General features: G+C 35.3%; 16 protein-coding genes and 3 pseudogenes. 8 read left to right on the top strand and 11 right to left on the bottom strand.

What is annotated here, in order from left to right; all coding sequences use genetic code 11:
- The first annotated feature begins 2 nt into the window (after window positions 1-2).
- The 8 genes and pseudogenes from IGB25_RS10830 (at window position 3) to IGB25_RS10795 (ending at window position 6,868) form a co-directional block, all read left to right on the top strand.
- A complete protein-coding gene (locus IGB25_RS10830) occupies window positions 3-344 on the top strand; it encodes a heavy-metal-associated domain-containing protein (RefSeq protein ID WP_008992794.1) in 342 nt (113 codons plus the stop codon).
- A 29-nt stretch (window positions 345-373) separates the two neighbouring features.
- Window positions 374-2,079: pseudogene (merA, locus tag IGB25_RS10825) on the top strand (mercury(II) reductase).
- Window positions 2,080-2,088: 9 nt separating this feature from the next.
- On the top strand, window positions 2,089-2,475 hold the full coding sequence (locus IGB25_RS10820; RefSeq protein WP_008992792.1) for a metal-sensing transcriptional repressor: 387 nt from the start codon (window positions 2,089-2,091) through the stop codon (window positions 2,473-2,475).
- A 68-nt stretch (window positions 2,476-2,543) separates the two neighbouring features.
- Window positions 2,544-2,813: a thioredoxin family protein gene (locus IGB25_RS10815; protein WP_211065020.1), complete on the top strand. Its 270-nt coding sequence runs from the start codon at window positions 2,544-2,546 to the stop codon at window positions 2,811-2,813.
- A gap of 2 nt (window positions 2,814-2,815) precedes the next feature.
- Entirely contained in the window at window positions 2,816-3,427 is a 612-nt protein-coding gene (locus IGB25_RS10810) for a cation transporter (protein WP_211065019.1), read from the top strand.
- Between the two features lie 164 nt (window positions 3,428-3,591).
- Window positions 3,592-5,849 (top strand): annotated as a pseudogene (locus IGB25_RS10805) (heavy metal translocating P-type ATPase).
- Window positions 5,850-5,869: 20 nt separating this feature from the next.
- Entirely contained in the window at window positions 5,870-6,082 is a 213-nt protein-coding gene (locus tag IGB25_RS10800; protein WP_008616468.1) for a heavy-metal-associated domain-containing protein, read from the top strand.
- A 12-nt stretch (window positions 6,083-6,094) separates the two neighbouring features.
- Window positions 6,095-6,868, top strand: a complete 774-nt coding sequence (locus IGB25_RS10795; RefSeq protein WP_211065018.1) for a zinc-dependent peptidase — start codon at window positions 6,095-6,097, stop codon at window positions 6,866-6,868.
- Window positions 6,869-7,027: 159 nt separating this feature from the next.
- Here IGB25_RS10795 and IGB25_RS10790 read toward each other — a convergent pair whose 3' ends face one another.
- The 11 genes and pseudogenes from IGB25_RS10790 to purD form a co-directional block, all read right to left on the bottom strand.
- Window positions 7,028-7,765 (bottom strand): hypothetical protein, encoded by a 738-nt coding sequence (locus IGB25_RS10790; RefSeq protein ID WP_211065017.1) that lies wholly within the window; start codon window positions 7,763-7,765, stop codon window positions 7,028-7,030.
- A gap of 201 nt (window positions 7,766-7,966) precedes the next feature.
- On the bottom strand, window positions 7,967-8,605 hold the full coding sequence (locus tag IGB25_RS10785) for a hypothetical protein (protein WP_247653490.1): 639 nt from the start codon (window positions 8,603-8,605) through the stop codon (window positions 7,967-7,969).
- Window positions 8,606-8,974: 369 nt separating this feature from the next.
- Window positions 8,975-10,144 carry a hypothetical protein gene (locus IGB25_RS10780; RefSeq protein ID WP_211065016.1) on the bottom strand — a complete coding sequence of 390 codons (1,170 nt, stop codon included), beginning with the start codon at window positions 10,142-10,144 and terminating at the stop codon, window positions 8,975-8,977.
- Window positions 10,145-10,146: 2 nt separating this feature from the next.
- A complete protein-coding gene (locus tag IGB25_RS10775; protein WP_211065015.1) occupies window positions 10,147-10,839 on the bottom strand; it encodes an ABC transporter ATP-binding protein in 693 nt (230 codons plus the stop codon).
- 22 nt (window positions 10,840-10,861) lie between these two features.
- On the bottom strand, window positions 10,862-11,272 hold the full coding sequence (locus IGB25_RS10770) for an ABC transporter permease (protein ID WP_211065014.1): 411 nt from the start codon (window positions 11,270-11,272) through the stop codon (window positions 10,862-10,864).
- 104 nt (window positions 11,273-11,376) lie between these two features.
- A complete protein-coding gene (locus tag IGB25_RS10765) occupies window positions 11,377-12,060 on the bottom strand; it encodes an ABC transporter permease (protein ID WP_211065013.1) in 684 nt (227 codons plus the stop codon).
- Between the two features lie 17 nt (window positions 12,061-12,077).
- Window positions 12,078-13,040, bottom strand: a complete 963-nt coding sequence (locus IGB25_RS10760; protein ID WP_247653489.1) for an ABC transporter permease — start codon at window positions 13,038-13,040, stop codon at window positions 12,078-12,080.
- A 266-nt stretch (window positions 13,041-13,306) separates the two neighbouring features.
- Window positions 13,307-14,047 carry an outer membrane lipoprotein-sorting protein gene (locus tag IGB25_RS10755; protein WP_211065011.1) on the bottom strand — a complete coding sequence of 247 codons (741 nt, stop codon included), beginning with the start codon at window positions 14,045-14,047 and terminating at the stop codon, window positions 13,307-13,309.
- Window positions 14,044-14,646, bottom strand: a complete 603-nt coding sequence (locus IGB25_RS10750; RefSeq protein WP_211065010.1) for a TetR/AcrR family transcriptional regulator — start codon at window positions 14,644-14,646, stop codon at window positions 14,044-14,046. Before IGB25_RS10750 ends, IGB25_RS10755 begins: the two co-directional genes overlap by 4 nt.
- 149 nt (window positions 14,647-14,795) lie before the next feature.
- Window positions 14,796-15,953 carry a site-specific integrase gene (locus IGB25_RS10745; protein WP_211065009.1) on the bottom strand — a complete coding sequence of 386 codons (1,158 nt, stop codon included), beginning with the start codon at window positions 15,951-15,953 and terminating at the stop codon, window positions 14,796-14,798.
- 479 nt (window positions 15,954-16,432) lie between these two features.
- A pseudogene (gene purD, locus IGB25_RS10740) lies at window positions 16,433-17,712 on the bottom strand (phosphoribosylamine--glycine ligase).
- Window positions 17,713-17,767: the final 55 nt, after the last annotated feature.

The raw sequence follows: 17,767 nt of genomic DNA, 5'->3' as shown, positions 1-17,767 counted from the left end.
TTATGAAAAAACTATCAATAGTGCCTATTTTGGCTTTAATGCTGTTTTCTTTTCAGGCCAAATCACAAAGCAAGGAGGTTACAAATCAAGTTGTGGAAGTAGCTTCAAAGAAACATAATGCAATCACGGTGAAATTTAAAATTACAGGCATTACTTGTGCTGGTTGTTCCAATGCTATTTATAATGCATTAAAGGAAGTAGATGGTGTTTTGGAACATTCGGTTGAATACCCTGGAGATATTGCTGTTATTGAGTTTGATGGTTCAAAAACAAGTATCAAAGCCCTAAAACTTATCATAGAAAAGAAAGGGTTTAAGGCCGAAGTAATTAAAGGGAAGGTCTAATTTTTAATAAGTAAACAGTACCGATTTCAATGAAAAATACAGCTAAAATGAAAATCAAAATGCCTCAAAATAGAGAAACCATTACATTGGAAATCGAGGGTATGACCTGTGAAGGTTGTGCAACACATATCGAAAAGGATATGAACGCAACTGAAGGAGTTTTAAGTTCCACAGTTAACCACGAAACCGGAAAAGGCGAATTTAATTTTGATGCTGATAAGATGAGTAAGGCAAATGTAATAGATGCTATAAACAGCGTTGGTGATTATTCGGTTGTAAATAATGTCGACGAGGAAGAGGTTTCCGCTGTAAATTCCAAAGGCCAAAATAAATTCGATTTAATAATTATTGGTGGTGGTTCAGTCGCATTTTCAGCGACCATTAAAGCTGAAGGTTTAGGGCTCACAACACTTATGGTAAATGCAGGATTAGATTTTGGTGGCACTTGCGTAAATGTGGGTTGTGTACCGTCTAAAAACCTTATTCGGGTCGCCGAAACGGTACGTCTCGCTACGCATTCCAATTTTAAGGGTATAAAACCTAGAGGAGCAGACATTGATTTTACACAAATCATAAAAGATAAAAAAGCATTGGTTGCTTCACTTCAGCAACAAAAATATATGGATGTGGTAAGTGATTTCAAAAACTTAACAATGCTTAAAGGTTGGGCAGAATTTGTAGATAATAAAACCATTCTTGTAAATGGAAAAGATACATACACAGCAACTAACATCATTATAGCAACAGGAGCGACAACAAACATTCCAAGTATTGAAGGACTGAATAAAGTAGGCTACTTAACGAATGTTTCTTTATTCGATTTAGAAGAAAAACCAAAAAGCTTAACCATAATGGGAGCTGGCTATATCGGATTGGAAATTGTTATGGCATATAACCGTTTAGGAGTAAAAGTACGTATCATTGAATTTACCGACAGGCCATTACGCAGTCAAACAAAAGATATTACAGATGTTTTGGTAGAACAAATGAATAGTGAAGGAATTGAAATCCTTCCAAACTTTAGAGCTTTTAAATTTGAAAAGAAAGGTAACGATACAATTATTCATTGTAATTATCCTGATGGTTCCACAACTCAAATTGTTGAAAAAGGACATATTGTGGTGGCTACAGGGACGAAGCCTAACACCTCTAATTTAGGGCTTGAGAATATTAGCCTAAAGTTAACAGAAAGTAGCCATATTATTGTAAATGAAAAGATGGAAACCAATATTTCCAATATTTATGCAGAGGCGACGTCACCATTACACCGGCATTTGTTTATACAGCAGCAACCGAAGGTAGTACAGCAGTGAACAATGCGTTTTCATCAACAAAAACAAGTATTGATTATTCATCATTACCTTGGGTAGTATTTACAGACCCTCAAATCGCAGGAGCAGGTATAGATGAAATTGAAGCAGAAAAAAAGGAAATTCCTTTTGAAGTCAGTAAACTTGATTTAATTCACGTTCCAAGAGCCTTGGCGACTCAAGATACCAGAGGGTTCATAAAACTGATACGCAACACTGAAACCGATAAATTAATAGGCGCAAGAGTAGTTGCACTTGAAGGTGGTGAACTGATACAACAATTGAGTATGGCTATTAAATTTGGAATCACTGTAAAAGATTTAGCAGAAAGCTTTTATCCATATTTAACTTTAGGAGAATCTGTTAAACTGGCAACGATTACCTTTGGGAAAGATGTTTCCAAATTAAGTTGTCGCGCGAGTTAAGTTTGAGTTATGAAAGGAGAACAGTACAAATTACCTACTGATTTAATCTTGGATATTAAATCCAGATTAAAAACTTTGAGTGGTCAAATAAACGGCATTGTTAAAATGCTTGATGAAGGAAAGGACCCCGAACAAATAAACATACAGTTCAGATCCATTGATAAGGGGATTCAAAAAGCACATTACTTACTGCTGGATGAAGTCTATCGAAAAGCACTTGCTATTGGAATTGTAAAGGCCGTGGACTCTTGCCCAGGAAATTGTGGCAATGAAGATAAAATTGAATATTTAAAAAGTGAATTCCCCAATTTGGAATTATCCGATTTGACCAATCGCTTAAAAGAAATCCAAACTATTGAAACCAGATTAAAAAACTACAACGAAAAAAAAGGTTAAAAAAAGTTTGGTGACCCCCTACCTCACGTTCTCATCTTTGTTCCATTATTAATTTAAACTTAAATAAGATGAAACGACAAATCGAGATTTTTACAGCAGGTTGCCCGGTATGCGAGCCTGTGGTGCAATTAGTAAAAGAGACAGCAGGAAAGGACTGCGAAATCACACTTCATAATCTGTCCGAGCAATGCGAAAGTAAAATCTGTGTTTCAAAAATGAAGGAATATGGGGTTACAAGAGTTCCCGCCATTGCTGTGGACGGAAAACTACTGAATTGTCGCACCAACATCGAAATCACAAAAGAGGATTTGGTAAACGCGGGAATAGGAAGTTGTTAGGTATGGCAATTACTAAATGGAACAAAAAAACATCTATGGGGACTGCTGTATTTTCAGCAGTTTCCCTTAAACTATGCTGCTGGGGTCCTTTGCTACTTACAAGTGTAGCTGGTATTAGTGGAAGTTCTGTCTATTTTTCTTGGCTTATTGCCTTGAAACCTTATCTGTTGGTTATAGCATTTTTGTCATTGGGACTTACCTTTTATCAGGTTTATAAAAAAAAGAAGGTGGACGATTGTGGTAACTGTGATATGGCTAAGCCATCATTTTTTAAGTCGAAATTCTATTTGTGGTTGGTTACAGTGTTTGTTGTTGTAATGACATTGGTTTCTTATTATCCACAAATATTTCATTCAACGGAGAAAGTAGGAATTGTTGCAACAAACAATACCGATATTCAAACTGTAAAGTTGAATATTGAAGGGATGGTATGCTCGGGTTGTGAAGAAAACATCAACCATTCGGTAAACAAAATTGACGGGGTTACAAATGTATCTACGTCTTTTGAAGAAGGGACTTCAATTATAGAATTTGATACCACTAAAACGAATGTCGATGAGATAAAAAAGGTCATTCAATCAAAAGGGTATTTGATTACAAATAGTAGAGACTGATAGACACGTATCCATTGCGGTGATAAAAGATAAATTAAAAACGACTTATCCAATTGGTAGTAATAATTCGTGAAGAGTAAATTCTACAAATCATTCAGCATATTACGTAACACATTAAAGTCTTTTAATCCTGAAATTTGTAACATACAAATAAGAATGGGTTTATGGAGACAATCAACATATTTAAAACCAAAGAAAAGAATACTAAAAAAGGAGCAAAGAAATCATTTCCTGTTACGGGAATGACCTGCGCTTCTTGTGCAACAAGTGTTGAATCTGTATTAAAACACACAGAAGGTGTGAACGACGCACAGGTTAACTTTGCCAGCAGTTCGGTATTGGTGGATTACGACGAAGCCACTACCGAAAAACAATTGCAAAACGCTTTAAGACAGGTCGGTTATGATATTATAATAAATGCCGAAGACCCTTCGGAAGTACAGCAAGAACTTCAGCAAAAGTATTATCAGGACATAAAAAACCGAACCATCTGGTCGGCGATACTTACGCTACCCATTTTTGTGTTGGGAATGTTCTATATGCAATGGGAACCAGGCAAATGGATTTCATTGGTATTGGTCTTTCCAATTCTTTTTTGGTTTGGGCGCAGTTTTTTCATCAATGCCTTCAAGCAGGCCAAACACGGTAAAGCAAATATGGATACGCTTGTAGCCTTGAGTACAGGAATCGCTTTTCTGTTTAGTGTGTTCAACACTTTTTTTCCTGAATTTTGGTTGAATCGTGGTATCGAGCCTCACGTTTATTATGAGGCGGCAACGGTAATTATAACCTTTATTTCCTTGGGGAAACTATTGGAGGAAAAGGCAAAGTCAAATACATCTTCAGCCATTAAAAAATTAATGGGACTACAGCCTAAAACGTTGAAAATTATTGAGAATGGTGAAGAAAAGGAAATTCCTATTTCGTCTGTTCAAGTAGGTCAGACCATTTTGGTGCGTCCCGGAGAAAAGATTCCCGTGGATGGCGAAGTTTCCAAGGGAAGCTCATATGTAGATGAAAGTATGATTCTTGGAGAACCCGTTCCAGTTCAGAAATCCCAAGGGGAAAAGGTATTCGCTGGTACCGTTAATCAAAAAGGAAGTTTTCAATTTACCGCTGAAAAAGTAGGTGGAGAAACCCTGCTTTCCCAAATCATAAAAATGGTTCAGCAAGCGCAAGGGAGTAAGGCACCCGTTCAAAAACTGGTCGATAAGATTGCCGGTATTTTCGTTCCTGTGGTATTGGGTATTTCCATTGTAACCTTCATTGTCTGGATGTCTTTAGGAGGCGATAATGCCTTTTCACAAGCCTTATTGACCTCTGTAGCCGTATTGGTAATCGCCTGTCCTTGTGCTTTGGGATTGGCAACACCTACCGCCATTATGGTGGGAATTGGTAAAGGCGCAGAAAATAATATCCTTATAAAGGATGCCGAAAGTTTAGAACTCGGTCATAAAGTGAATGCTGTCATTCTTGATAAAACAGGTACAATTACAGAAGGAAAACCTTTAGTAACTGATATATTTTGGAAGGATAAACTCGAAGATATCAACGAATACAAAAAGTTCTTCTAGCTATTGAAGCACAATCAGAACACCCTTTGGCGGAAGCTGTAGTCAATCACTTAAAAGATGAAAATATTGAAAAAGCTGAAATTGCTTCTTTTGAAAGTATTACAGGAAAAGGTGTGAAAGCTCAAACAGAAAATGGTTCACCATACTATGTTGGAAACCATAAACTAATGCTTGAGAAAAATATTCAAATCGATGCTTCCTTGATGCAAACAGCAGAAAGTCTCGAAGAGCAAGCGAAAACCGTCATTTTCTTTGGCAATGAAAAACAAGTGCTGGCGATACTCGCCATTGCAGACAAGATTAAGGAAACTTCAAAAATGGCCATAGCAACACTTCAAGAACGAGGCATTGAGGTCTATATGCTTACTGGAGATAACAATAAAACCGCATCTGCTGTCGCAAAACAAGTAGGAATAACAAATTACCAAGGAGAAGTGATGCCTTCGGACAAAGCGGCTTTTGTCGAAAAATTACAGGCGGACGGAAAGATAGTAGCAATGGTGGGCGATGGTATCAACGATTCGCACGCCCTGGCGCAAGCCAATGTGAGTATTGCTATGGGCAAAGGTTCGGATATCGCAATGGATGTAGCAAAAATGACCTTGATAACATCAGATTTACAATCTATCCCAAAAGCATTGGAACTATCAAAAAGAACCGTGTTGGGCATACGTCAGAACTTATTCTGGGCATTTATTTACAACATTATTGGCATTCCAATTGCAGCGGGAGTTCTTTATCCTGTAAATGGGTTTTTGTTGGATCCGATGATTGCAGGTGCAAGAATGGCATTCAGTAGTGTATCCGTAGTTGCAAATAGCTTAAGACTTAAACGAGTAAAACTTTAATAATAAATAAATTCAATACTATGAAAACTTTAAAATTTAAAACAAATATCAATTGTGGTGGGTGCGTATCAAAAGTCACCCCTTTTTTAAACAAACAAGAAGGTGTAGAAAGTTGGGAAGTAGATACCTCTAATCCTGATAAAATCCTAACCATTGAAAGCGATGGTGTAACCGAAGAAGATGTAAAGGCGACTTTGCAAAAAGTGGGATTTAAGGCCGAACCTGTAGATTAATACGTTTTTAATATGGCTTATATTTTTATTTCGGTTGTGATTGTTCTTTTTGCTGTTCATTTTTATAAAAAAGCAAAACGTCATAGTGTAAAGCCATTTCCAGAACATTGGCATAAATTATTGACGGATAATGTGCTGTTTTATAGAAATCTATCAAAAGACGCACAGCTAATTTTTCAGCAAAAAATGATGCTATTTTTAAGTGAGGTCTATATCGATGCTGTGCAGTTTGAACTGGAAGAGTTGGATAAGGTTTTAATTGCAGCAAGTGCCGTCATTCCAGTTTTTGGCTTCAAGGAATGGCACTACACAAATTTAAGTGGCATCCTTTTATATCCTGATAATTTTAATGAGGATATGCAATTTAGCAGTAAGGATAACTCACGGAATATTGGTGGAATAGTTGGAAATGGAAGGTTCGAGAAACAGATGATACTTTCCAAGAAAGCATTGTACCACGGCTTTAAAAATACAACCGATAAAAGCAATACTGGCATACACGAATTTGTGCACCTTATAGATAAGTTGGACGATAGAACAGACGGTGTGCCAGAGCGGCTAATGGAACATCAATATGCCATACCTTGGTTAAACTTAATCCATAAAGAAATGGAAGCGATTAACGATAACCATTCAGATATTCGTAAATATGGTGGAACAAATCAAGCTGAATTCTTTGCGGTTGCTTCAGAGTATTTTTTTGAACGAGCGGATTTACTAAAAAGAAAACATCCAGAACTTTATGGGATGTTGGTGGAATGTTTTAGGCAAGAACCGAGCACTTGAGAAAATGAATCAAGCAAACTATAGAGAGTTCAGTTTACACTCTCGTGTAACGTGCTCAAACGTTAGTTTACTATGATTTCCGCATATCCTGCAAGTTCCTTTACGTTTCAAATTATCCTATGAATCCAGTTTTTTGATTTTATCAGTTAGTTCTTCAGGTTATAAAATTGGTATTGCTTCACGTTCTACACGCAATCCCAATCCTTTGGTCTGATTTATATGGTTAGTAGTAAATTGATTTATGTGAACGTAAATAATTCCAATATCATCACTCATTCGGGTTTGCCAGTCAAAACCATACAATTCTTTCAACCATTTAAAAGGTGTAGTTCTGAACATAACATTGGGGTTTTTGTAATGCTTACCATCATCCAATAGTATGATTAGCAGATAAACCCTGTTGAATCCAATTTCGGTATATCCATTTGCCTGAATAGTTCCCTTTTTTTGAACGCTTGTAATCTTGTTTATTTTTGGTGGTTGATTTTCAAGCGATTCGGTTTTTACTATTTTACATTCTATTCCAACCGCATTTTGTTCCTTTCCTTGTTCATACAGAAGAATGTCAATATCCCCTGGCATTTTGTTTGGGATTGTGATAGGTTCTTTAACGCCACATTGGTATTTCACCGAATTTGCGGATGGAAATACATTACTAAATAACATCTTTTTGAAATCTCGATTTTCCATAAGCCAATTAACGGCTTGGTCTTCGCTATCAAAAGTTCTGGTAACACTTACATCTGGCTTGGGATTGTTTACGAAAAATGAAATGGTCGAAGAACCATCAAGAGGTTGTCTATCCGAAAACACATATTCTGTCACCTCATATTCTGGTGGTGGTTCTTTTCGGAAGAATTGAACTATTCTATTTTTAATACCTGCCCATATTCTCATACGTTAAAATGGAAATATTTGGTTAGTAAATTGTTTGAATATGTCGCTGGCGATAGCTTTGTCAAAGGCTTTGGTCGCGACCAAATCGCCAAGTTTTGATTTTAATAACTGACCAAACGATTTTTTGCTAAGATGCGGAATGTCTTTGCTAGCAGCTCATCAAACTCATCGAAGATGATTTGCTGACCATATCCTGATCTTTTAACTTCGGCAAAGTACCTCTTTGAGAAGTGTTTTTAATTCTTCATCAGAATCGCTAATTTTTGAGTAGTCGGGCACTTGGGATTTTCTGGCTTGTTCAATGGCATACTTTCCCTCAAGTTTTAGTTTGGCATTTACCTCACGACCATTCATAGTCTCAATAATACCTCGTTCTTCAAGCATTCTACTATAGTCCCAATCCTCGCTACGACCATTTAACTTTACGCCGTTACCTTCAAGAATCCATTTAATAGAATAGTATTTCCCATCATTATACAGTTCATATAGTTTAGAAAGTATAAGGTCAAGAATGCCTTCGGTATCAAGGTTTTTACGCTCTTCTAAATCAATGTCATCAGCTCGCACAATAGCATCTGAAATGAATAATATTTTTAAATAGTAATCAAGCCCATTAATTTCATCTTTAATGGTTTGAATAGTGTTTTTGACTCTTTGGTCGATACCTAATTTCATTCCGAAATTATATCCTTGTTGAGCCTTAAACTCGTATGCAAAATTGGTGTGTTCAGGGTCAAAAGAAGCCTTTACATAACTGATTACATCGCTTTCCCACGATTGTTTTTCCTCTTTCAATTCATTTAATAAATCCTCAGTTCTTGTCGCTTTATATTTTTTCAATTAACTCATTTATTCTTTCTTCAGGGTAAATCGCGAACCAAAAAATTAAACCTTCATATTTTGATATTAACCAATTGCATCCATTGAAGCATTTTGAGACTCTTCCTTTCTAAATGCTTCTTCTAAAATGGATTTTAGCTTTTTGTATATTTCCCTAACTTCTTTTTTGAATTTAGGATAGAAAAACCTAAATAGATTTAACAAATCACCTAATGTATTTCAATACACTCAAACCCCATTTTATTTATTTCCTCAATTAAAAAGTTATTCATGATTGAATAATAAATTGATATTTGTTTTTTCATAGCCACTTTTCTTAAATCTTTCATTGAACCTCGTGTAAATTCGCAAAAGACAGGTAATTAAATTCTAAAAACTATATCTAAACCTCAAGTAAACACTGTTTCCTAAATTAGAAAACTGTTCTTCTTGTTTACCATAATATAACTGACCTGTGACATCAAAGTCCCAGTTTTGTGATATGCTATAGGTAAATTGTGGCATAAAAAAAACCATATCAATATCAGCAAGATATATAGAAGCTATTGAACCTGCTATTGCTGGTGTAAATGTTTTAGAAGCTTGACCAAAAAAGGACCATTTATTTGGCATCAGGTGTTTTACGTCAATAGATTCACTGTATAATTGAGAAGTATCATAAGCATTTGTGTTACTTATACCATCACTATTATATAATGTAGAAACATTTAAGGAAATATCATTTTTGAAATAATAATCAAACGAAATGGAACCTACAAAAGCATTGTCTTCGATGGAATTGCCATAGGGCATAAAATAACTTAATTCTCCTTTGAAACCCATATCTTTTATAACACCTTCCCAGCCTAACCCCAAGGTGTAATTTTCCAAATATTTGGCGACTATCATTTGAAAATCATATTGAAATTTGTTGAAATTATACTTTATAGCCACTGTATTATTTTTCCATTCATCTGTATAATTAATAGCAATTTCTAAACTGGAATTTCCAGAAGTGAAATATTTTGCTCTTAAGGCATCTGTCCCTGGTCGCTCTTCGTAATCAAAATCAAAAAAGCTGTAAGCATTAAAAAGGTCATTTGGATTCCAAACCAAATTCTTACCCCAATTTATACGCTGACGACCTAAAACCAACTGCCATTTGTTTGAATGATAATCTACATACAACCGGTCAATATTTGAAAGCATAATAAGTGCTAGCCGATTTATCAATAAAACAGTCATATCTATATCTTGGTTTGAATTTTCAACCATTGACGCATAGTCTGGAATTGATTTGACTGAAGTGCCCCAAAATATCCTATTACGCAATTCGATTGCTAGCGTAAGATTATCACTGGCATACATCTTAAAGTTCAATCTATTATGAATTAGGTTGTCATTTCCTATACTATCCAAGGAAGTAAAACTAGAAGTGTTTAAATACTTTACATAACCCGAAAAGTCTACATGTTCAGAAACCCAATTTTGCTTTTCCTGTGCCGTCATATTGATTATTGATGCAATAACCAAAATATAGGATACTATGTGCTTTTTCAACCTCAACTTAATTTCGTGGTATCATTAATTATTTTACCATCTTCCAAAGTGATTATACGATGCGCCCTATCTATGACCCGTTGATCATGTGTTGAAAAAACAAATGTTATTCCTTCCTTTTCATTGAGTTGCTCCATAATGTCAAGAAGATCTGATGTGGATTTTGAATCTAGATTAGCAGTAGGTTCGTCCGCTAATACAAATTTAGGCTTTGAAGCCAATGCTCTGGCTACGGCAATTCGCTGTTGTTGACCGCCACTCATTTCATTGGGACGTTTTGATGCTTGACTTTCCAATCCAACCGATTTGAGCAAAGATTCAACTCTATTATCAATTTCTTCTTTCGATTTATGCTGCAAAAGCATAATGAAACCTACATTTTCCTTAGCGTTAAGGACTGGGATTAAATTATAAGCCTGAAACACAAAACCAATATTTTGTAATCTGAAATTGATAAGTTCGTTTTCCTTCATTCCAATGATATCTGTTTTATCGACAAGCACTTCTCCTGAATTAGGCTTGTCAAGGCCACCAATAATATTGAGCAAGGTGCTTTTTCCAGACCCAGAAGGTCCAACAATAGCAGTGAATTCTCCTTTTTCTACATCCAAGGAAACGCCATTAAGCGCTTTCACTTCGTTACCTTTACCCTCATTATAAACCTTCATTAGGTTTTCTGTTTTTATAACATTCATTTTTGTTGAGTTTTAAATTTTATCAAATAGCTTTCACGGCCTCTGCCGGATTTAATTTTAAAGCCCTTCTTGCTGGTATTATAGCCGCAATCAAAGCGACAGAAAGTGTCATTAAGGTAATATCAACATACATAGCAAATGGCAGTTTGGTAAATACTCTTGCACCCATTCCTAAACTTTCCAATCCTTTGGCCACAGCCGATAAATTGATGCCATTCCTACCAAAATATTCAATCGTCCATATTGACAACAATACACCTAGAAGCGCCGCTATAAAAGCCAAGAAAAGTGTTTCCAAAATAATCATGGTAAAGACTTTTCGTTTATCCATACCAACAGATAGCAACATCCCTATTTCTCGTTTTCGTTCCAGAACCGCCATGAGCATAGTATTAACAATGCCAAAAGCCAAGGCTAATAAGATAATCCCCATACTACGGAATTGTTTGTTTTGATTTGGCTCTTTACAGTTTCAGTTTCAGTAATGTTATCACACAAGATGGCTATTTCATGGTATTTGCTCTTTACAGTTTCAGTTTAGTAACTATCACACAAGATGGCTATTTCATGGTATTTGCCACTTAAACTAACCAGTGGTGCTAAATCATCATACTTCACAAATACATTTTCCTCATCAAACGAACTGTTTATGGTTTTAAAAATTCCTTCAACCCTAAAACCAGTTGAAACGGTATTATTATTGGAATCTTGAAAGTTGAGTACCACCTTGGAATTGACTTTAACACCTAATTTATTGGCTAGTTTTTCCCCAATGATAATTGGATTTCTTTTTAGTTTGTACAAATAGGTTCCTTGTACCAGTTTTTCTGAAATATCTGTGACATTTTTTTCTTCATCAGGGAATATCCCCATAATCTTCACGCCATAATTACCATGGGCTGTAGATGCCATTCCTTGTAATACCAACCGTTTCGTATAAGCCGTTACATTATTCATGGTGTCTATCTCTTTTAAAAGAGTATTACTTCCAATGATAGTATCTTTTTTATCAAAATTTTCCTGAAAACCAGCATTGTGAATTTGGATGTGGGACAAATTTGTATTTATAAAACTACTCAAACGCTGATCGTTCATACCGGAGACCATAGCTATGATAAACAACCCAGACCAGATGCCTAAAACTACCGAAGCAATGACAATACTGCTTCGTAGTTTATTACGCCAAACGTTTCTCCAAGCAATCATTAATAATGTTTTCATTTTGTTACTTTAAAAAGTTAACCTCTCATAGCATGCAGAGGATTCAGTTTTTTAATAATTAAGATAGGATATAGAGATACCAACAAGGCTATTATGAAAATTAGTGAAGCATGCACCAAGGGCAGGTCAGGTTGTATGTAAAATGGAATTTCTGCATTAAACCCGAAGTTCTCCATCATTTCGGCTTGTGTACCAGGTAGTACCAAAGGGTCGTAGTGTTTCCACAACATGATTGGATACGCAAGAAGAACACCCATAATTACTCCCAACAATGATAGTATAATGGTTTCTATAAACACCATAAACATTAACTTGCCTTTTTTCATCCCAATAGAGACGAGCACACCAAATTCATATTTTCTTTCTTGTGTCATCATTAGTACGGTGCCAAAAATTCCAAAGATGAGAATCATGTACAGGATAGCTATCATCAACAATCCACCAACACTATCTGCTAAAATGGTTTGTTGCAATTCAGGCATCATTTGTTGCCAGTTCATTACTTCATAGTTACTGTCCAACTTGCTTGAGATTGCTTTTTGCAACGACTTAAGTTGGACATTGTCATTTTTATCTACCACAAGACTTGTAACAATGCCAGATGCACTAAAAAGATTTTGGGCATCTTCCAAGGACATCATAGCCGTAACTTTATTCAAGGCAGGGTTTTTCAAGTCTATAATTCCAGAAATATGAAATTTATCAGCGACCAACATTCCATGGTATCCCTGTCCTACAAAAACCAAAGTATCATTGGTTTCTACTTTAAAATAAGAGGCTACTCCTTTTCCTATAATAATATCCTTTGGGTTTTGAGGAAGGGAACCTGTTATCAATTTTGAATTTATATCCTGTAATTTTTGTTCCTTTTTAAAATCAACCCCATTGAGACTAATTACTTTAGTAAGGTCGCCAAAGGACAATAAACCATAATTTTCCAATCTTGGTAAAACCGCTTCAACACCCTCTGTGTTTGACAATTGACTAATTAAGTTACTAGTTACATTTATTGAATTATCTATTGATCGATTATCCCAATATCCTTTATGATGTAGCTGTATATATCCTGTATAAGAACCTACCACATTGTCTATCGTTCCCTTATAAGTACCCAACTGCATAGAACGCATGATTAAGGAAAGGAATATTGCTATGAGTATAGAGGCTACAGTAATTAGACTCCTTTTTTTATTACGCCAAATATTTCTCCAGGCAATTTTTAGAATCATTGCTTACTAATTAATAATTAATGGATGCGTTTCATGTAATTAGTGGTAAAGTATTCATCGGGTATATCAATACCAAACTTCCACTGGCTATAACTAATTACCGTAGATTGTCCCGGTTTATCGACCGGCACAACAGTTAGTTTTGAAGGAAGTAACTTGCCTTCAAATGTTTTTACGTCCGATCCTATCATTTGATTGACCAAAAACATATCTTCATCATAAAAATCTGTCTGCATCTGCATGTATTCTTTTTCATCTATCCAAATGATTATTTTTCCCCAAACAACAGCGGCATTAGGCTTTGGGGTCAACTCTATTTTCCAGCAGGTGTAACCTTCCTTTTCTTCTTCACCAATAATTTTTTTATCATAATCTGTCACCAGTGAAGATTGTTTTACCAAATCATCATTTGTTAAATCGGTGCCCATCCAATTCTGTAACATCATTGAAGGCGGAAACTTTACTGTTCTTTCAATTGTTGGCAGGTAATTCCAAACCTCTTTTTCTCGCATGAGAAAAACAGTGCCCTTTTCTTTTGCTGGACTGGTTATTACTGAAACTGAATAATCTGAACCTTTTGACCAATATTTCATTTTCAATTCTTTGGACCACTTTGGTCTATTGATATTGATGGTGATCTCAGAATAGGACGATTTTCCCCTAAGTTTATCATCAGCATTTTTAACAATTTCATCAGCATTTTGACTAAATGAGAAGTTAGAAACAACCATTAACAATAATAATAACTTGTATTTCATGGTAAATTTTTTTTAGAATTTATGTAACCTTTTATAATGTTTTCTTTAATCGAGTTTAAAGGATATGATTCACCAAAAATCATATATTGAATACCAATGCCATCCATTAGCGCCCCTAGTTTGACAGCTTCATTTTCAGGATCATGGTGACCTATCATGGTAAAGAGCTCACTCAATTGTTTAGTGAGTTCTTCATATATGGATGAAATTGTTTTATGAACTGATGGTATTGAACCTACATGTATAGCTAAAGACACTATAAGACTCCAAAGTTCTTTCTTTTCTTCAAGTAACTTAAAGTACCCTTCAACTACTGCTATAAATATTTCTTCAGGGCTTAAATTTTTTAAATCATCTTCTGACAGGTTTAATTCCGACGCCTCTTTTAAAGCAAAATCAACAGCCTCATTTAACAATCTTTCTTTATTATCAAAGTAATTGTATAATAAACCTTTTGAGATTTTTAACTTATTAGCAATATCACTAACAGATGTATTGAAATATCCTTTAGTTGCAAATAATTTCAAGGCACCTTGAAGAATTTTTTCTTTTTGTGCCTTTTTGTGTTCTTTTAATTGTTTTTCGGTTCTTGGACTCATATTTAAAAATGAACGATTGGTCAAAATTAAATAAATTAATTTAAACAACTACAAAAAATCTCAACTAATTTGAAATTTTATGATTTATATACGAGAAAATTTACTTGATATAAAGAAGCATTTAATTCCTTATGATAGATAAAATGGTTTTAGGAATATTTCGTCATTTTTGAAGTTTCTTTTAGTCTGTCATTAAGCAACTTCATATCATCACTTACTTTTCGTTCAATGACTTTCGCATATATTTGAGTAGTTGCAATTTTGGTATGACCTAAAAGTTTTGAAACAGTTTCAATAGGTACGCCATTGATTAGTGTCACGGTTGTGGCAAAAGTATGTCTTGCTGTATGAAATGAAATCCGTTTTTTGATATTCGCCTTAGTCGCAATTTCTTTCAGATAGTCATTTGTTTTTTGATTACTGAAAACTGGCAATAATTTACCAGATTTACATTTTGGATGATTTTTGTATTTAGCAATAATGTTTTTTGGTGTTTCCAGAAGTGGTATTCTAACCCTGGTTTTAGATTTCTGCCGATATGTGTAAATCCAATTTTCACCGTCTATACCTATTTGAATATTGTCTTCCGTCAAGTTAAAAACATCACTATATGAAAGTCCAGTATAGCATGAAAATACAAAAATGTCTCTAACAAGCTGATGTCTATCTTTATGAAGACTCACGCTTTCAATTTGTTCTAACTCTTTTTTGTCCAAATAATGCACATCAACTTTATGGTAAATGAGTTTAAAAAACTTAGCTGGGTTTTTATCAATCCATTCCAACGAATGCCCAAAATTCATCAGTTTTTTTAAACGTTCCATATGCTTCATAACCCCGTTGTTGGTTAGTGTATTTTTCTTTCTCAAATAGGCATCAAAATCAACCAAAAATTTATAGTTGATTTGTTTTAAAAATATGTCGCTCGTCTTGATTTCAATTTTCAAAAACTCGTCAATATATTTTAAAGTCGTTTTATAATTTTTCAAAGTTCCTGGAGCTAGAATGTTTTCCATTTTTAAGCTGTGGTATTTGAACAGTTTCTTGAGTGTTGGTTGCTTTTGATCATCTCCAAACAAACTTGATTTGATGCTCATACAAGTGACAAGCTTTTCCTCATGATCCATTTTGATCTGATGGTTATGGATTTTAGTTTCTAAACTGGTTAAGAAACTGTTGATTTGTTGGGATTGTGGATGATTGCTTTTGACTCTTTGTTGTTTGTTGTTCCATTTAGAAATATCCACTTTTCTGTTTAGACTGATGTCAACTCTTTGAGAATTGACCGTCAATCTTAGATACAGCATTGCTCTGCCTTGGGATTTTCCTCTTTTTTGATCCAGAAAAGGATTCTGATTTTTTTAGAATGTAACATATTCCATCAATTTAGATTAAACAATTGTGGAATAACTTAGACATTAAAAGTGGTCACCAAAGTGGACACAAATTTACAAAAGGTATTTTCCTAAATCCCTGATATCAGGGATACTTAGGGGAAAAACACATTTATTTGGTGTCCCCGAAATGGACACCAAAAGTATGGTTAAATATGGTAAAATCTGTGATGTGTATAAAACAAAAAACCTTGTATATCAGCCATTTGGTGAAATTTGGCTTGATTTACAAGGTTAAAAGTCGGGGGGGAGAGATTCCTCGTCACTGCGTTTGCCTCGGGATGACAAGGGAGGTTTGGTTTATTGAGAGATTCCTCGTCACTGCGTTTGCCTCGTAATGACAGGGGTTTTTGGTTTACTCCGTAAAATCACTCAATTTGACGGCTTTCACGTTAATTTAAGTCAAAACCGATATCTTTTCTGAAATAGAGATCTTCAAAACAAATTTTTTTGATTTGAGTGTAAGATTTTTCGAGGGCTTTTTTATAGTTGTCAGCCAAAGCCGTAACCGCTATGACTCGACCGCCATTGGTTAAAACTTGATTATTCTCAACTTTTGTCCCGGCGTGAAATAGCATAGCTTCTTTGGTATCTATATTATTGAGTACTTGAATGGTTTTTCCTTTTTGGTATTTTTCTGGATATCCGCCAGATACAAGCATTACTGTAGCAGAGATTGTGAGGAGATTTTTAATTCAGCTTTGTTGAGCTGTTGATTGGCCGTTAACTTAAAAAGTTCAACTAAATCCGATTCTATTCGTGGCATAACCACTTCGGTTTCGGGATCGCCCATTCTCACATTGTATTCCACAACAAAAGGCTCATCGCCCACTTTCATTAAGCCTATAAACACAAAACCTTTGTAGTCGATGTTTTCTTTTTGCAAGCCTTTAATGGTCGGTTGAATAATTTTGGTTTCAACTTTTTGCATAAACTCTTCATCGGCAAACGGCACTGGCGAAATAGCACCCATTCCGCCGGTATTCAAACCAGTATCGCCTTCGCCAATGCGCTTATAGTCTTTGGCATTAGGTAAAGTCAGGTAGTTTTTTCCATCGGTCAATACAAAAACGCTGAGTTCAATACCGTCAAGAAATTCTTCAATGACAACCGTTTGAGAAGCTTCTCCAAATTTGTTTTGCGTGAGCATATTGGCGAGTTCAGTTTTAGCTTCTTCTAAGTTTTTTAAAATTAAAACCCCTTTGCCGCTAGCAAGACCATCGGCTTTTAAGACGTAAGGTGGTTTTAAGGTTTCTAAAAACGCTTGGCCTTCATCGAGGTTTTCAGCTGTGAAACTCTTATAAGTGGCAGTAGGAATATTGTGAGCTTGCATAAAAGTTTTTGCTCGTTTTTTGTCGCCTTCAAGTTCAGCCCCTTTTTGTGATGGTCCAATGACCATCAAGTCTTGAAAATCAGATTTATTGTCAAAAAAATCTTTAATTCCTGCAACTAATGGTGCTTCAGGACCAACGACGAGAATTTTTATGTCTTTGTTGTTTATGACTTCTGCTACAGCTTCAAAATCTGTGGGATTGAGGTTGAGGTTTTGAGCAATTTGAGCTGTTCCTGCATTGCCAGGAGCAACAAAAAGCTGATCGCATTGAGCACTTTCGGCTATTTTTTGTGCTATGGCGTGTTCGCGACCACCACCGCCAAGGACTAAAATATTCATGATGATTTAATTAAAATGAATGAGGTGTCAAAAATAATTGTTTGTAAATTGTCGC

The sequence above is a fragment of the Flavobacterium sp. CS20 genome (assembly GCF_018080005.1).
In the GTDB taxonomy this organism is placed as follows: Bacteria; Bacteroidota; Bacteroidia; order Flavobacteriales; family Flavobacteriaceae; genus Psychroflexus.
Note: the sequence above shows the minus strand (reverse complement) of the source record. Positions and strands in the feature narration are given on the sequence as shown.

What these genes read in the sequence shown, in the direction of transcription:
- IGB25_RS10830 (WP_008992794.1), top strand. Translation starts at nt 3, where the DNA reads ATGAAAAAACTATCAATAGTGCCTATTTTGGCTTTAATGCTGTTTTCT.
- IGB25_RS10820 (WP_008992792.1), top strand. Translation starts at nt 2,089, where the DNA reads ATGAAAGGAGAACAGTACAAATTACCTACTGATTTAATCTTGGATATT.
- IGB25_RS10815 (WP_211065020.1), top strand. Translation starts at nt 2,544, where the DNA reads ATGAAACGACAAATCGAGATTTTTACAGCAGGTTGCCCGGTATGCGAG.
- IGB25_RS10810 (WP_211065019.1), top strand. Translation starts at nt 2,816, where the DNA reads ATGGCAATTACTAAATGGAACAAAAAAACATCTATGGGGACTGCTGTA.
- IGB25_RS10800 (WP_008616468.1), top strand. Translation starts at nt 5,870, where the DNA reads ATGAAAACTTTAAAATTTAAAACAAATATCAATTGTGGTGGGTGCGTA.
- IGB25_RS10795 (WP_211065018.1), top strand. Translation starts at nt 6,095, where the DNA reads ATGGCTTATATTTTTATTTCGGTTGTGATTGTTCTTTTTGCTGTTCAT.
- IGB25_RS10790 (WP_211065017.1), bottom strand. Translation starts at nt 7,765, where the DNA reads ATGAGAATATGGGCAGGTATTAAAAATAGAATAGTTCAATTCTTCCGA.
- IGB25_RS10775 (WP_211065015.1), bottom strand. Translation starts at nt 10,839, where the DNA reads ATGAATGTTATAAAAACAGAAAACCTAATGAAGGTTTATAATGAGGGT.
- IGB25_RS10770 (WP_211065014.1), bottom strand. Translation starts at nt 11,272, where the DNA reads ATGGGGATTATCTTATTAGCCTTGGCTTTTGGCATTGTTAATACTATG.
- IGB25_RS10765 (WP_211065013.1), bottom strand. Translation starts at nt 12,060, where the DNA reads ATGAAAACATTATTAATGATTGCTTGGAGAAACGTTTGGCGTAATAAA.
- IGB25_RS10755 (WP_211065011.1), bottom strand. Translation starts at nt 14,047, where the DNA reads ATGAAATACAAGTTATTATTATTGTTAATGGTTGTTTCTAACTTCTCA.
- IGB25_RS10750 (WP_211065010.1), bottom strand. Translation starts at nt 14,646, where the DNA reads ATGAGTCCAAGAACCGAAAAACAATTAAAAGAACACAAAAAGGCACAA.
- IGB25_RS10745 (WP_211065009.1), bottom strand. Translation starts at nt 15,953, where the DNA reads ATGCTGTATCTAAGATTGACGGTCAATTCTCAAAGAGTTGACATCAGT.